General features: G+C 46.4%; 13 protein-coding genes. 5 read left to right on the top strand and 8 right to left on the bottom strand.

Annotated elements, in window-relative coordinates:
- Window positions 1-214 precede the first annotated feature (214 nt).
- Window positions 215-628: a VOC family protein gene (locus tag HB364_RS21570; protein ID WP_167290388.1), complete on the top strand. Its 414-nt coding sequence runs from the start codon at window positions 215-217 to the stop codon at window positions 626-628.
- 115 nt (window positions 629-743) lie between these two features.
- Here the strand turns inward: HB364_RS21570 and HB364_RS21565 are convergent, their stop codons facing one another.
- Window positions 744-1,133 carry a winged helix-turn-helix transcriptional regulator gene (locus HB364_RS21565; RefSeq protein WP_167290387.1) on the bottom strand — a complete coding sequence of 130 codons (390 nt, stop codon included), beginning with the start codon at window positions 1,131-1,133 and terminating at the stop codon, window positions 744-746.
- Between the two features lie 138 nt (window positions 1,134-1,271).
- Here HB364_RS21565 and HB364_RS21560 point away from each other — a divergent pair, with 138 nt between their 5' ends.
- Together HB364_RS21560 and HB364_RS21555 are read left to right on the top strand one after the other, a co-directional pair.
- Window positions 1,272-1,991 (top strand): DsbA family oxidoreductase, encoded by a 720-nt coding sequence (locus tag HB364_RS21560; RefSeq protein ID WP_246228565.1) that lies wholly within the window; start codon window positions 1,272-1,274, stop codon window positions 1,989-1,991.
- Window positions 1,992-2,032: 41 nt separating this feature from the next.
- Complete coding sequence (locus tag HB364_RS21555) at window positions 2,033-2,893, top strand: SDR family oxidoreductase (protein ID WP_167290386.1); 861 nt, start codon at window positions 2,033-2,035, stop codon at window positions 2,891-2,893.
- Window positions 2,894-2,959: 66 nt separating this feature from the next.
- Here the strand turns inward: HB364_RS21555 and HB364_RS21550 are convergent, their stop codons facing one another.
- The 5 genes from HB364_RS21550 to HB364_RS21530 all read right to left on the bottom strand — a co-directional run bounded on the left by HB364_RS21550 (window position 2,960) and on the right by HB364_RS21530 (window position 7,504).
- Window positions 2,960-3,331, bottom strand: a complete 372-nt coding sequence (locus HB364_RS21550) for a SnoaL-like domain-containing protein (protein WP_167290385.1) — start codon at window positions 3,329-3,331, stop codon at window positions 2,960-2,962.
- Window positions 3,332-3,334: 3 nt separating this feature from the next.
- Window positions 3,335-3,823, bottom strand: a complete 489-nt coding sequence (locus HB364_RS21545; protein WP_167290384.1) for an SRPBCC family protein — start codon at window positions 3,821-3,823, stop codon at window positions 3,335-3,337.
- Between the two features lie 202 nt (window positions 3,824-4,025).
- Window positions 4,026-4,691, bottom strand: a complete 666-nt coding sequence (locus tag HB364_RS21540; protein WP_167290383.1) for a hypothetical protein — start codon at window positions 4,689-4,691, stop codon at window positions 4,026-4,028.
- An 81-nt stretch (window positions 4,692-4,772) separates the two neighbouring features.
- Window positions 4,773-6,263, bottom strand: coding sequence for a S41 family peptidase (locus HB364_RS21535; protein WP_167290382.1), 1,491 nt, complete (start codon window positions 6,261-6,263; stop codon window positions 4,773-4,775).
- A gap of 80 nt (window positions 6,264-6,343) precedes the next feature.
- A complete protein-coding gene (locus HB364_RS21530; RefSeq protein WP_167290381.1) occupies window positions 6,344-7,504 on the bottom strand; it encodes a helix-turn-helix domain-containing protein in 1,161 nt (386 codons plus the stop codon).
- A gap of 149 nt (window positions 7,505-7,653) precedes the next feature.
- Here HB364_RS21530 and HB364_RS21525 point away from each other — a divergent pair, with 149 nt between their 5' ends.
- Window positions 7,654-9,036 (top strand): phosphatase PAP2 family protein, encoded by a 1,383-nt coding sequence (locus HB364_RS21525; RefSeq protein ID WP_167290380.1) that lies wholly within the window; start codon window positions 7,654-7,656, stop codon window positions 9,034-9,036.
- Between the two features lie 108 nt (window positions 9,037-9,144).
- Complete coding sequence (locus HB364_RS21520) at window positions 9,145-10,653, top strand: S41 family peptidase (RefSeq protein WP_167290379.1); 1,509 nt, start codon at window positions 9,145-9,147, stop codon at window positions 10,651-10,653.
- A gap of 5 nt (window positions 10,654-10,658) precedes the next feature.
- On the opposite strand, the gene HB364_RS21515 is transcribed toward HB364_RS21520, so the two are convergent.
- On the bottom strand, window positions 10,659-11,444 hold the full coding sequence (locus tag HB364_RS21515) for a polysaccharide deacetylase family protein (protein ID WP_167290378.1): 786 nt from the start codon (window positions 11,442-11,444) through the stop codon (window positions 10,659-10,661).
- 220 nt (window positions 11,445-11,664) lie between these two features.
- A complete protein-coding gene (locus HB364_RS21510; RefSeq protein ID WP_167290377.1) occupies window positions 11,665-14,382 on the bottom strand; it encodes a glycoside hydrolase family 2 TIM barrel-domain containing protein in 2,718 nt (905 codons plus the stop codon).
- Window positions 14,383-14,561 lie beyond the last annotated feature (179 nt).

The following is a 14,561-nucleotide window of genomic DNA, read 5'->3' as shown; positions in this document are numbered from 1 at the left end:
ATGCTTCGGGTATGCTTCAGCTATGCTTCCCCCATACTACCACCATGCTTCCACTATACTGTTCTTTTCACACAAACGTAGCTATAGTACGGGAGAGACTCAATACGGGTGATCGCTTTTGCAAAAAATGATAAAAATAAAACGCCGGTATGCAGTTATTAGACACTGCGGGATCCTGATTAATGAGGTATCTTTATTAGCTAAAACTTTGCCTATGACCAGTCATCAAAAGAGCCCCGGCAGGCTGACTACGATTGCTCCTTTTTTGGTCGTTAAGAATGGCGCCAGGGCGGTTGAATTTTATACCACCGGGCTCGGCGCTGCTACAGTAGAACGGTACGAAGGGCCTGATGGTAAGTTGTCGGCGAAGCTTGCCATTGAAGACGCCGTGTTTTTTGTTGGTGACGAAGAGCCGGCATTTAATAATCTAAGTCCCGAAAGTATTGGCGGAAGCCCGGTTCGCATTGTCCTTGTGGTTAGTGATCCGGACGCTGTTTTCAACCGGGCCCTGGAAGCCGGCGCTACGCAGGTATGCCCCGTCACGACAGAAGAAGACTGGCGAATCGGAAAGCTGGTGGACCCGTTCGGGCATATTTGGGAGATAGGTCATCCTCTGGATGAAGCGTAGGTTATGTTGGTTCGTGGGGACACGAGCCAAGGCGGAAGGTGTAGGTTTCTGTGATGGGCATCCTGAAAAGCAGCATGCCGTATGTCGAAATGCTGGTTTTTACAAAGTGTATTGTTTAAGCCTGCTGGCTACCGGCCATCTTCCGGTTTTTGCCAATGACCCTTTTACGATGCTGCAAGCCCCAGGCTATCATGGCATTCATCACTCCATCGAGCGAAGTACCTGATTTGGTCAGTTCATATTCTATTGTAAGCGGCAAGGTATTGTAAACAGTACGGGTTATGATACCGTTTACCTCCAACTCTTTCAATTCTTTGGAAAGCATACGGGGATTGATCTTTGGGATCATCCTTTCCATTTCTTTGAACCGTTTCTTACCCAGTAGCAACGAGACGATGATCGGCAGCTTCCATTTGCCATTTAATACATTCAAGGTGTCGTTTACGGCTAATACAAATTCTGCCGGACAATTTTTTACCTGCTCCGCTTTTGATATTCTGCTCATTTTCATTTGCATTTTTAACTGCTATACTAAAGTATAGCACTATACACTTGTATAGTGGTTATTAAAGTATAGCAAAGGTAGGATACCTTTACCTTATAAAAAATAGTATTGAACAAATACGAAGGAAACAATAAGACAATGGAAAACAATATGAAGGTTGAAATATGGAGTGACGTAATGTGCCCTTTCTGTTATATCGGCAAACGGAAATTTGAGGCTGCCTTAGCTCAATTCTCCCATAAGGACAAGGTAGAACTGGTATGGAAAAGTTTTCAACTTGCACCGGAATTGAAAACACAAACCGATAAAAATGTACATCAATTTCTATCAGAACATAAAGGCATGAGCGTGGAGCAGGCGAAAGGCATGAATGACTACGTAACCCAACTGGCCAGTCAGGTGGGCCTGGTTTATAATTTTGATACATCCATTGTAGCTAATTCGCTGAACGCGCATCGCTTCACTCATTTTGCAAAAGGATATAATAAACAAAACGAAGCGGAAGAAGCCCTGTTCCGATCTTATTTTACCGATGGAAAGAATATAGATGATTATGAAACACTTGTTGCACTGGGAAAGGAAATCGGTTTAGATACGGTGGCTTTACAAGCAGCATTGGAAAACGGAAGTTATACTGACGATGTGCAGGCAGATATTGATGAAGCCGGGCAAATAGGTGTACGTGGCGTACCCTTTTTTGTATTCAACAGGCGATATGCTGTATCAGGCGCCCAGGAGGTCAAGGCGTTTCTGGAAACACTTGAAAAATCGTTCGATGAATGGCGGGCAACTCATCCTGAAATACACCTGGAAGTAGCGGAAGGGCAAAGCTGCCAGGCCGATGGAAGATGCGATTAAAAGTATGGACATATAATAAGTAAACGTTAAAAGCAAGTATTATGATTTTAGTAACCGGCGCTACGGGACATTTGGGAACAGCCACGATAGAACATTTGCTTAAAAATACAAAAGCAGACAAGGTTATTGCCCTTGCCAGGAACGAAGAAAAAGCAACAGCTTTACGGGATAAAGGCGTTGAAGTCAGGATAGGTGACTTTGATGATACGGCCTCTCTTGACAAGGCCATGCAGGGCATAGAAAAAGTATTATTGATCTCCACCATAGATCATAACCACTTTCAACAGCACAAGAATGTGGTGGATGCGGCCCGGAAAGCAGGCGTACGCCATATTGCTTACACAAGCATATCTATGAAGGATGTGAACACATCGTCTATTAAAGACTTTATGGAGAGTCACTTTCGAACAGAAGATTATATCCGGGAAAGCGGACTGGCATTTACACTTTTACGTAATACGCTGTACACGGACGTTATACCCTGGTATGTGGGAGAGCATGTTTTTGAGCGAGGCATTTATTTCCCGGCCGGTACCGGCACTGTTCCCTTTGCCTTACGCAGCGAAATGGGCGAAGCTGCTGCCAATGTATTGCTCCAGGACGGACATGAAAACAAAACGTATTCGATTACCGGTAATAATCTGTATTCGTTTGGAGACATTGCCAGTGAGCTATCAACACTTTCCGGAAAAACAGTTGCCTATACCGAGGCCAATGCTACCGATTATGTAAATCAATTGAAGCAATTTGGGGTACCTGAGTCTTTTGTTTTCCTGTTGGGCGGTTTTGGCGCAGATATTAAAGACAAACAGTTTGAAATAGTGAGCAACGACCTGGAAAACCTGCTTGGCAGGAAGCCAGCTTCTCTTAAAGAGGGGCTGAAGGCTATTTATCGTTTGTAACTTTTTTTCTCAGTCTGGTTCGTGGGGACATGAACCAGGGCGCGGAACCAGCGCGCACAGATTGGTTTAATAAAAGAACTGCTCTAAGACAATCCGGCCGTCTTTTACTTCGTAGAGCATTATTTCGTTGATCTGTATTCTGCCAAGTCCTTGCACCGTGATATCCACTTCCCTTCCTACTGCGAAGTGATTGCCGCTTATAATGGGTTCGGTAGTATAAAGCCTGTGGGCCGCTTCAACTCTTTTCACCCAGTCTTCCCCTTTTTTGCGAACGGGTGCTTTGCCTTCTGCATACCCAAAATAAGGAGAATGGGGAGGGTCTACGCTCCGCACATTATCTGCAAAGAGCTCGTCCTGTATTTCAAACCATTTCTCCTGTTGCGCCAGCTCGTTGAAGCGTGCTGCCACTTCCTGCGTGGTCATTGTTGTTTTATTCATTGTTTATTGTTTGTTATGTTGCTGAATTAGCTGCTCATTGAAGCCGCCTTCTTTCGGGTTCGGCTGGCCTTTACTTGTAGTGATGAGGCTGCGCAGACTGTTGTTGATGTAGTTGGTCCATGCATCGCGGCAGATGTCATAGCATTCATACGCAGGCACCAAACCCACTTGCGTGAACTGCAATTGTGTTTGATTACCCTTTTGCGTGATGTCAAAGATGATTTTGTTGTCTTTCCATTCATTCTTGTCTTTGGTAAAGTCGAAATAGTTTTCCAGAACCAGCCAGGCGACTTTTTTACCAGGAATGAGTTCTGTTATTTTCATTTTGCTGACGTGCACGTCTTTGTAATGGTAGTTGAATTCCGCATTGAGCTTATCGGTACTGCCTTCGACTTCTTCGGACCACCAACCACGCACATTGTTGATAGCATTGAATACTTGTTCGGGTGTTTGGTCGACTACGAACGTAGTGGTAAAATCTTTTGTTGCCATGGTTATACTTTTTTGTTTCAGATACCAAAGCTATTGCCTTCATCAGCAAGATGCGGGGTGGGAAATAGACTTTGTGGCGGGGCGTTTTGGACAGGGGGAGTTATACGGGCACAAGCACCCAAACGCACAAGGCTGGGCTGCATACTTTTCCCGCAAAACGGGACAGGGCATCGCGGAGCGGATAAGTTATGTCAGTTATGCCCTAAGAGACGATCTGCAGTGGAAGTTCGTAACGATTTTTAAAGACTTTACTTTCGAGGACGAATTGCCGGGCTTCTTTATCCAGCCGGAAATCCCATCGCTGTTCGAATGTATTGGGCTTGGTTTTAAAGTAAAGCGACCGGCTCAATTCGATTTTGTTTTTCGTATCCCATTTTATCAAGTAACACTGCACCTCTTCCCATTCCCAAGTGAAGAAAACCTGATAGGCGATAGTTTTATTTATGGGATCTTTTATTGCCTTTTCCAAGTATTTCCTGAAAACAATATCATCCATTTTACAAGCTTCATAAGCAGGTTGTAATGGAGCAGCATCCCATTGTTTTAGCAGGAAAAGTTCCTCCATACCGGCATATAGGAAATCCAATAGTTTATATTTTTTGTCTTCCCGGTTCAACGCCTGGAATTCTTCATAATCAAAGAGCTTAAAGTAAGTGACTACGTTGATTGATGCAATATTCTCATAGTCTTCTATTTGTAATTCCAGTTTGTCAACTGCTTTAATGGTGATTTTCTGGCATTTGCCTGCTTTTATGTGGCCCAGGTGGCGGAGGAATAATGCCCCGATGAACAGACTATCCCAGAAAAGCTTATCCGTGCTTTTAGGATTACCACTGCTGGAAAAACTTAAACAAATATCCCGTAGCATACCTGTGATGTTATAGGTTTATTGAAAGGTAATGAATAAAACAGGTAATATTCCGGTACAGATAAGAAAATATCCCTGCAATTATTTACCCTGCCGGATGAGGTTGAATACAAATTCTTTTTGGGTGTCTATACCGCGGAGGATGTTTTCGAGGTTATCGGGTACGTCATAGTCGGGCATCACTCCCCTGCCCTTTTCAAAGGGAGGTTTTGTGGTATTATCATAATAGACCAGCGGAAGTGTTATTTTTATTTTACTATGCGGTAATACCAGGGGAATAAAGGAACCTCCATTGCCTCCGGCATAGTTGCCACCGGCCTCTTCGCCGATGAAGACGCCCAACTGATTGGCATGGGCCGCAGCCAGAAATTCCGCTGCAGCAGACGCACTACCACCATTCATGAGAAAGTAAATTTTGCCGGTGTAGTGACCGGCTTTTGGCCGTTGCATAGACAGGCCTGCATCAGCATTAGCTTTCAAGGTGAAAGTGCCATCAGTTTCGGAAATAAGCTCATTGTGCACGTTTGCCAGGTCTTCGGGTGAAAGATCGCTCAGGCTCAGGTAGGGTGAGGAAGCTGTAATGGTATGCGCCCGCAAGTAATACCGGGCTGGTTTACTGATGAGGTAAGTAAATAGTAATACGCCGGCACTGTCCCAGCCACCTCCATTGTTGCGCAGGTCTATGATGAGATGACCAATGTTGTTTTTTGCCAATTTCTTCATGGCTTTCGGCAGGAAGGCCCCTATGTTTTTGGCTGCTTTTCCCCCAAAGCTGCGCACCGTGAGCACGGCGGTATTGATCTCTTTTTTGATCTCCAGGTTTAGGTCTTCCCGTTTTCTATCCACATAGAGCCGTATCATTTCTTTGTTGACCGGGTTTTGCCGGAATTGACTACTGGCAGTCTGGATGGTTAGTGCCGGATAGACCACATTCACTATTTTCCCGGATGAATCTTTCGCGGTTATGGCAAAGCTATCGGGCCGGGCTATGAGCAGGTAATAAAAAACGGCCAGGAAGCCAGTGTTCAGACGTTGCTGTTTGTTGGTGGTATTGTATCCATCACTCCAGGAATGATCGAAAATGAACCGGCGTATTTCAGGCACCGGCTGACCATTGATGTGTAGTATTTCGTAGCCAGGCTTAATGACCGTATCTGTAGTCAGGTTGACCGTTACATAGAGCCGGTCATTTATAAAATGCGTGGAAAAAGGTAATAAGGGAGCATTTTGTCTAAAATGGGATTGCCAGTCGCCCCCTGGCATGACGGAAGTATGCGCACAACGTATTCCGGCCACGAACGCTGTCATCAACCGGTAGTAATCATAGTAAGGTTTGTCGCCGGTGAGGAGGTTATAAAAGCTATCGAGCCGTTGGTCCATCACCGGTTTAGGCGTGTAGCGATACAGACCCGGATGTATTTCCTCCATTACTTTACACAGATATCGCATGTCTTCCTGCATATCATACTTTGATAATATACGTTCCGTTAAACTGTCATGTACAGCCTTTTTTTCCTGTGCAAAGAGGAGGACTGGTACGAATAACCATAGGGTGAGTAAGCAATGCTTCATGCGTAACTTTTTTACAAACCTCTTTGTTTGCAGCCTAACTACCTGACAAACAGTTGCTCAAATCCGGATTTGAGGAAGTTTTAGGAGGCCTCTCCGTCTTTTGCATCCTGCATAAAACGGGAGGGAGTGGCACCAGTGAGTTGTTTGAAGATACGCTGAAAGGTAGCCACTGAAGAGAAACCACATTCCATGGCTATGCCTGGTATGGTGAGACTGGCGGCGCCGGGTTGTTGTATTCTTTTTTTGAAGGCCTCCACCCGGTATTCATTGACAAAGGTGGAGAAGGTTTTATCGAGGTGTTGATTGAGTACTGCTGAAACCGTTTTGGGCGCCATGCCCACCTGCCGTGCCAATCCGTTCACGCTGAGGTCAGGATCGAGGTATAGTTTTTCTTCTTCCATGATGTTACGCAGGCGTTCGATGAATTGTTGTGCGGTTGTTTCCGGGAGGCGTGTGGCGACAGGCACCGTTGCTTTGTGCGTGTTTTCTACTGCCGGCCTATGTGCCACCAGATACCCTTTGAGGCCCAGCCAGTAGATGAGGATGGCAAGGGGTACAAAGATGGGATACCAGTCGACCGCGTTGAGCAAAGCCTGGCGGGTAGCCGGAATGATGTATGGTATGAGGTACAGTAACCAGATTCCCTGGAATACGAGAAAGAGCAGGAGGAACTGGCGCAGCCAGCGAATACCAAGTTCCGGTAGTTCCTGTTGCTGCCTTTTTTGCCGCCGTATGTATTGATAAGAAAGCCACAGGTAGCTGGTAAGGGATAGCCAGCGTGGAATATCGGAATAGACATTATACTGATCTATAAAATTACTTACCCATCCACGTTGTCCTTTGGACATAGTGCCGGTCAGCAACCCGATATCGGCCACCAGCAGCAGGCAATAGGGAAAGAGATCCAGTACCGCCGGCCAAAAATGAATATAGTGTTTGCGGCCCATGCGGAAAGCAGGATCCATTGTTGCCTGCACATAGAACCATATTAATGGCCCAAGCGGCATGATCACCACGAGTGGCAGCGCATCGGCCAATAGGTGCAACAAGATATGACTGTTGAGCCAGGCAGCATCCAGCAGGTAGATATTAAGACAGGCCAATGTGATGAGCCCTATTAACGCTGCCAGTAACCTGTTGGCGGGTTGTTGCTTCCCTGAAAAGAAAAGCAGGCCGGTGAGGATAAAGCCCTGCACGATGCCCAGTAAGATGATGGTATCCCAAAAGCCGGAAGCAGTCATAAGCATTCATTTTCACAGATCGAAAGTAAAGCCTCCGGATGAAAAGGAAATGATAAAATGGGTTATTTATACGCAAAATATCTTATATTGAAATTGTATTATAGCTTGAACCGCCGTACCTGCTTACACCTACCATTAAACTAACGCTTATGAAGAAGTACGTCGTGTGCCTGTCGTTATCGTTTAGCTGTTTTCTACCCTCCCTGGTGGCGCAACAAGTCAATGGTATTTCCCTCTTTCCAAATGATTCTGCTTCTAAACCCGGTTTCTGGCAAAGCAAGGCGGTACGCATCAGCGCAGTTCCTGTGGGGCTGTTCGCGGCCAGTGCTCTTACCTGGGGTGAAAGGAAGGAGATCAGGAAGTTCCGTAACCGTTATATCCCAAGTTTCCGGCATCATTATGATGATTATATGCAGTATGTGCCGGCCGTGGCCGTGTTTGGGCTGAATGCCGCCGGCATTAAAGGCAAGCATACGGTGAAACGGGCATTGGTATCGTATGCTTTTTCCGCCATTATTATGGGCACTACGGTGAATACGATCAAGTATTCGGCCAAGGTAGAGCGCCCCAGTGGCGATGAGCGTAATTCTTTTCCTTCGGGGCATACGGCCAACTCCTTTATGAATGCTACTTTCCTGCATAAGGAGTATGGCCAGTACCGGCATCCGCTGTATGGCGTAGCAGGTTATACGATGGCCACAGCCACCGCTATCGGCCGGCAACTGAATAACCGGCACTGGATATCGGATGTGCTGGCCGGCGCAGGCATCGGCATCCTGAGCACCGAACTGGGCTATCTTATCGCCGACAAGGTATTTAAGGATAAAGGCAACCATCCTCCCCTGCGCGATAATCCTTATCCCATTAATAAGAAGCCCAGCTTCCTGGAGATGCGGATCGGATTTGCCACAGCCACCAGCGGAGACCTTACCAAGAAGTCGAGCGATATACATGCCATCAGAGGGTTTAATATGGGGCTGGAGGGCGCCTGGTTCTTTCATAAGAATATCGGTATAGGCGGCGAGTTTGCCTTTACCAGCTTCCCTGTTAATGATGACCACCTGGCATTCTCCGATCCGGATATACCTACGCTTACTGACGGGCACTATACGCAGCCTATGGGTATCCGTTATTTACACTTAGGCCCCTTCTTCAGTCTGCCCCTGCCTAATAACTGGTTTATTACCGGCAAGATCAATGCCGGCTCCTCACTGGGGGCAGACGGGAATGTAATATTGCAGATCAAGGAAGATTATGAGGAGTTTTTTCGCACCAATGAACTGCCTTACCTGCGTTATAAGCCGGAGGCGACTTTTAGCTGGTCAGCCGGCGCAGGCCTGCAGAAAAGGATCGCCCGTAACCTGGGCCTGAAGGTGTATGCTTCTTATTTTGATTCGGACCATGATTTTTCCATTGATCAGTTGACTGAAATAGACCTGGATGGGAAGTATACCTATCAACATGTGGGTACGGAGCGGGTAAAGTTTGACCATTTTGCATTTGGAGTGGGGTTGACGGCGTTTATATGGTAATGTCTGAACTGTGATTTGTGGGATTTTTGGGATTGGTGGGATGACAAAACGGGTATCGAAGTTAATCATCTGCCATTTTTTAATTGTATTTTTCAGTAAAGCGGTAAAATGACAACCCTGAAAAGTATACCCCTCCTTTTGATCTTTCCTATTGTTTTCTTTATTAACGACAGTGTTCTTGCACAAGAACAGCCTTTACAATTGACCAGCGCACAGGCCATTGAAGATTTTAACTGGTTAAGGTTTTCGCTGGAGTATGTTCATCCCAGGTTGTATAAATATGACAGCAAGATAGCTGTGGATGCCAGGTTTGACAGTGTGCGGGCACAAGTTAATAACGGCATTTCCGGATTGGATTTTCTCGCGCTGGTACGCCAGGTAAATGCAAGCGTTAGGTGTGGTCATTTATATACTATTCCACAGGGACAACTGGAAAAAGAAGTTTTATCAAAAAAGGTATTACCGTTTCAGATCAAGGTCCTGGAGGACAGCATTTATGTTTTACATGATTGCAGCAACGCTTCGATCCGCAACGGATCCAGCATTTTATCCATCAATGGCGTACAAAGCAAAAAGATACTTACCTCCATCTTGCCGGGGATTGCTTCAGATGGGTATATCCAAACCAGAAAACTCCGATTAATGGAAAGGTATATTTATTATCCCTTTCAAGGTTTTGATCTATACTATCATCTTCATGTTGACAGAAGCGATGTTTTTAAGATCGAATACCTGGAATATGGGACGGGCAAAAAGAAATCAGTCACCATTCCGGGCATTTCAATAGAAGAACGTAGTAAGTTATTATTAAAGAAATACAGGATTGACAGCCAGGCATGGTTTAAAACGCCTTCTCCCTCACTGGCAATAAATGAACAAAAGAATTATGCCTTGTTAACCGTTTCCCGCTCTTTTTACAATAAGGCTATTGATCCTGATTTTAGCTCTTTTTTAGACTCCACCTTTTATGCTTTGAAAAGTAAGAAGATTGACAACCTGATTATCGATCTCAGAAATAATGAAGGCGGCAGCGAACAACAGCAAATGGAGCTAATGTCTTATTTATATGATCAACCCTTCAGGCTTTATCAGCACATTTATTTAAGCCATTTGGATTTCAGGCCACTCAGGCAAGTCATTATAGAGCGGGACACTTCGAACCTGTTATTCAACAATGATGATTCCTATATGAGAAAAATAAATGACCATTTATGGATCAATAATTACGAATATAGCGATAACCTTATGCTAAAGCCCCCAAAGGCCAATGTTTTCAAGGGTAAACTGTATGTATTGATGAATGGTACTTGTTTCTCAAGCGCTGCAGACCTGGTGGCTGATCTTAAAAAAACTACTACTGCTGTATTTATAGGAGAGGAAACCGGCGGCACCTACGAAGGACCAACGGGAGGGGACGCCATCGTAATACAATTGCCTAACAGCAAGATAATGGTCCGGATCAGCCCGAACATACAGCTTGGCTATATGTATCAAATACATCCTGTTGGCCGGGGCGTTCTTCCAACCCACCCGATTAAATATACGATTAAGGATGTTGTGGAAAATGTTGACCTGGAAATGGAACTGGCTAAGGCGTTGATCCAAAAAAGCAAGTGAAATAACTATTTCCTTCCTTTTATGTGTTCCGCTATTTCGATAAAAGGCGCTACCCAAACCTGCGATTGATTTTGCCTGAGGAATTGCAGTAGTTCACTGTGTGCCTGTAAGGATACGTTGAGGGTATGTTCCCCTCCTACGCCATGAAATACAAAGATGAGCAGGGCGTTGCTTTCCATAGCCTGTTTCACCGCAGCAATGAGCTGCTCCCCTGAATGCCCATTTGGACCCATCCATTGAATGGTCACTGCGCCAAATCCATTTACGTCATTGGCATCGGGTGTACCGTCCCGCATGGCCACGAAGTTATTTTTTACTTTATACAGGTAAGAAGAATCGCCCACTTTGGTATCGCCACAGGGACAGGCGAGGGTCCTTTTTGTTTTGCCATCCGTTGCTTCGAGCAAGGCGCTGTTCATTTTTATTTCATCTGTCATTCGCCGCATGGTATATATGTTGAGGTCGTAATCGGCCGGCACCCATTCCCGGCCGGGCCGTTTTCCATAGCAGGGATGGAACATGGTATGATTACCCAACTCATGGCCTTTGGCGGCGGCCTTCCGCCATTCGGGAATACGTTTTGTAAACGCATCGGAAGAACCGATGAGGTAGAAGGTACCTTTAAATCCAACAGAATCCAATGCCGGAATGACTTTATCGAGGTGGATGTTCAGGGCGTCGTCGTAGGTGAGCGCTACTGCACATTTTTTGTTTTTCCAGGCAGTTGTGTTCTGGGCATACTGCATACAACTTGTACACAGCAGACAGGCAATCAGGAAGAAGGTTTTCATTGCAGCGTTGTTAGTTACTGTAATTTAAAGAAGATTTAGGAAACGGGGACGTTTTTAAAGCCGCAGCGTCCCCTCCGGGAGACACTGCGGAGAAACAAGATTTGGAAAACGGCAGTCGGCAATCGGTCCGAAGGACTCCTTCGGAGCAGTGCGTTTGCTTCGATGGGGCCAAAGGCCCCGGAATAGGGCTGCGAGGCTGCAAGCCTCGCAGAGCGGGTTATTAAAACTCAAACCACAGGACGCCGGTATAGGGTGCATTGAGCTGGACGTTTTTCTGGCTTTGCGGACCCATAACGGAGGCGGACTGGAATTTGGTGCCGATGGGCTGTATGGCATTGAGGAAACCAATGTTGCCCGCCGGGTAATTGACGGTTGTATTGTTGTTGTAAGCGCCGTGGGGGCTTTCGGGTTTGAGCATCTGGAAAAAGAGGTTGTCACTTTCCGCATATACGGTAAAAGGAAATTCACCGGTTTGTACCGTGACCCATTTTACTTCAGCATGGTTGCCCTTGAATTCCGGGTACTGCCAGCCACGCTCACCTGTAATGGTATTGTTGTACGCCTTTTCCCATACACCCCACTGCAAGCCTTTGAGCCTGTTTTTCCATACGCGATAAGGTCCCCTGCCCAGCCAGCGCATGCCTTTTATCTTTTCTTCGGGATAGTTGAAGGTGATGCCCATAAATTCGGCTTCACCTCTTTGTGAAAAGCTGTATTCCAGTTTTACCAGTTTACCGGGACTGAAGGTCCAGGTGGCATTCATCCAGTTGTCTTTCCCTTTGTAAGCAGCTTGCACTATATAATCATCCCCCACTTTTTTATGGGTAAAGTCAGCTAGCTGCTGCTCCAACCCGGCCAATACCGGACCTCCGGATAAAGAAAGCACCTCATCGCCTTTCACTATTTGAGTAAGATAGCCGGTGGATTTATCAAAGTAAACAGCGTAGTTGCCCTGCTGTACGATGAGTGTATTGCCTTCTTCTTTGGCCTGCACAGCGGTTGTATTGCTTGTCTGCCCTGAAGATGTAGGAGTTGTGCCGTGGTGAACCGGCCAGCTATAGGTAAATATTTCTTTGCCGTGGGGATCTGTTGCTGTGAGGTATAACGCATCGGCTGTGGCCCAGGTAGCCGGCAGTTGCAGGTCCATCATGCCGCGCTCTCCGGGTTTCAAGGAAAGTGTGGCAGGTTTACCGGTGGCTATGGTTGTCATAGCCGTTTTACCCGCCTGCATGAGTTTCCATTGGAAAGAACATTGATCAAGGTTGGTAAACAGGAACCTGTTCTCTACCGGCACGAGTCCATTGAATGATGGCTCTATTGTTTGCAGCCCCATGTATACCGGCGACCATATTTCTTTGATGGTGTAGTAGCTGCCTTCTTTCTGGTGATACGGCCCTACGATGCCATCAGGTGCATTGTTGGTATAAGTATCAATGCTGTCATTTTTATCCCGGCGCACCACCCCTTCATCGGCCAATACCCACAAGAAGCCACCTGCCGCCCGGGGCATCTGCGTGATGAGGTTCCAGAAGTCATCGAGCCCGGCGCCATGCCCGCCGTCATAGAGGCCGTGCATGAACTCCGTGGGGAAGAATACTTCTTTTTCATAGAGTGAAGCATTGACCATGTAGTTGTAATCGGGATAGTGTTTGGTATCGGTGTGGTTGAATTTTTCCCAGGGGTGAATGACATGCCGCTTTTGCGGATCGTACCAATGGTAATCGCCATCCACGGTACGGTTGAAGCCTCCTTCATTGCCATTGGCCCATAACATAATGCTGGCATGGTTCACATCACGAATCACCAGTTCTTTGACCAGCCGGCGGGCCGTGGTATCATCGTACATTTTTTGCCAGCCTGTGAGCTCATCAATGACCATGAGCCCCATGGAATCGCACACATCGAGGAAATGCTGATCGGGCGGATAGTGCGACATGCGGACGGCATTCATGTTCATGTCTTTCATGAGCGTCACATCTTCTATGCTGATGGCCTTACTGAGCGTGCGGCCGCTTTCGGGCCAGAAGCTGTGCCGGTTCACACCTTTGAACAAGACTTTTTTGTTGTTGAGGTAGAAGCCATCATGGGGGCGCAGTTCTGCTGTCCTGAACCCGAATTTCTGTTCAATGGTATGTATTGCGTTGCCCTGTTTATTTTTTAACGCCACCACTACTTTGTACAGGTTGGGGAATTCCGGGCTCCATAGATCAATATTCTCTAATTGCCCGGTTAAAAGAGCCATTGAGTCAACATCTCCCCACATGGCCCTATCAATCGTTTTGAGCACCTGCGGGCTGTTCACTTTGCTTATGGCTGCTTCCACCCGGTAATCATTTCCTTCGTGTTGTGTGAAGACCTGCATGGTGAATTTTCCATCGGCCTGCGCATCAATGGCTACCCTTTCAATATGCGTAACAGGTTTTATTTCGAGGTATACCGGGCGGAAGATGCCGCCAAATATCCAGAAGTCGGCATCGCGTTCGGCCAGGTTGACGGAATGATTGGCCGATTTTTTACTTACCTGCACTTCCAGCAGGTTGGAAGCGCCATATTTTAACAACCCACTGATGTCGTAGGTAAAGCGGTAAAAAGCGCCCTGGTGCATTTTACCGGTCAGCTTACCATTGATCTTTACTTCTGTATCGGTCATGGAACCTTCGAAGACGATGTTCACTTGTTGTCCCTTCCATTCTTTAGCGGCCTTAAAGCGGTAACGGTATTTACCCACTTCATCTGACTGCTCGGCCAGTTTTACCCGGCCATAATCGTAATGACCAAAGCCCTGCAGTTCCCAGCAGGAAGGTACGGGAATGGTGGTCCACTTACCACTGTTGCGCCCTTTGGTACAAAAGAAATCCCAGGCCACGGTATGGTCTTTATCGGTACCAGATAGATAGTGAACGATGGTTTGCTGTGCGGTGGTGTGCAAATTGATCATACACAACAAGATGATAAGGCTTATAAAGCGGTGTAGTTGTGGACGGACGAGCAAAAAGGATGACTGCATGTGGCTTAATTGTAGGATTGACAATCGTCTTGAATTACAATGATAATGAAAAAGGTGGGAAGATAACAATTTGTGCTTAACGCGCTATTAACGTGGTCTACGGCTGACGA

The sequence above is a fragment of the Paraflavitalea devenefica genome (assembly GCF_011759375.1).
Lineage (GTDB): Bacteria > Bacteroidota > Bacteroidia > Chitinophagales > Chitinophagaceae > Paraflavitalea > Paraflavitalea devenefica.
This window is presented reverse-complemented; position numbering and strand designations above follow the sequence as displayed.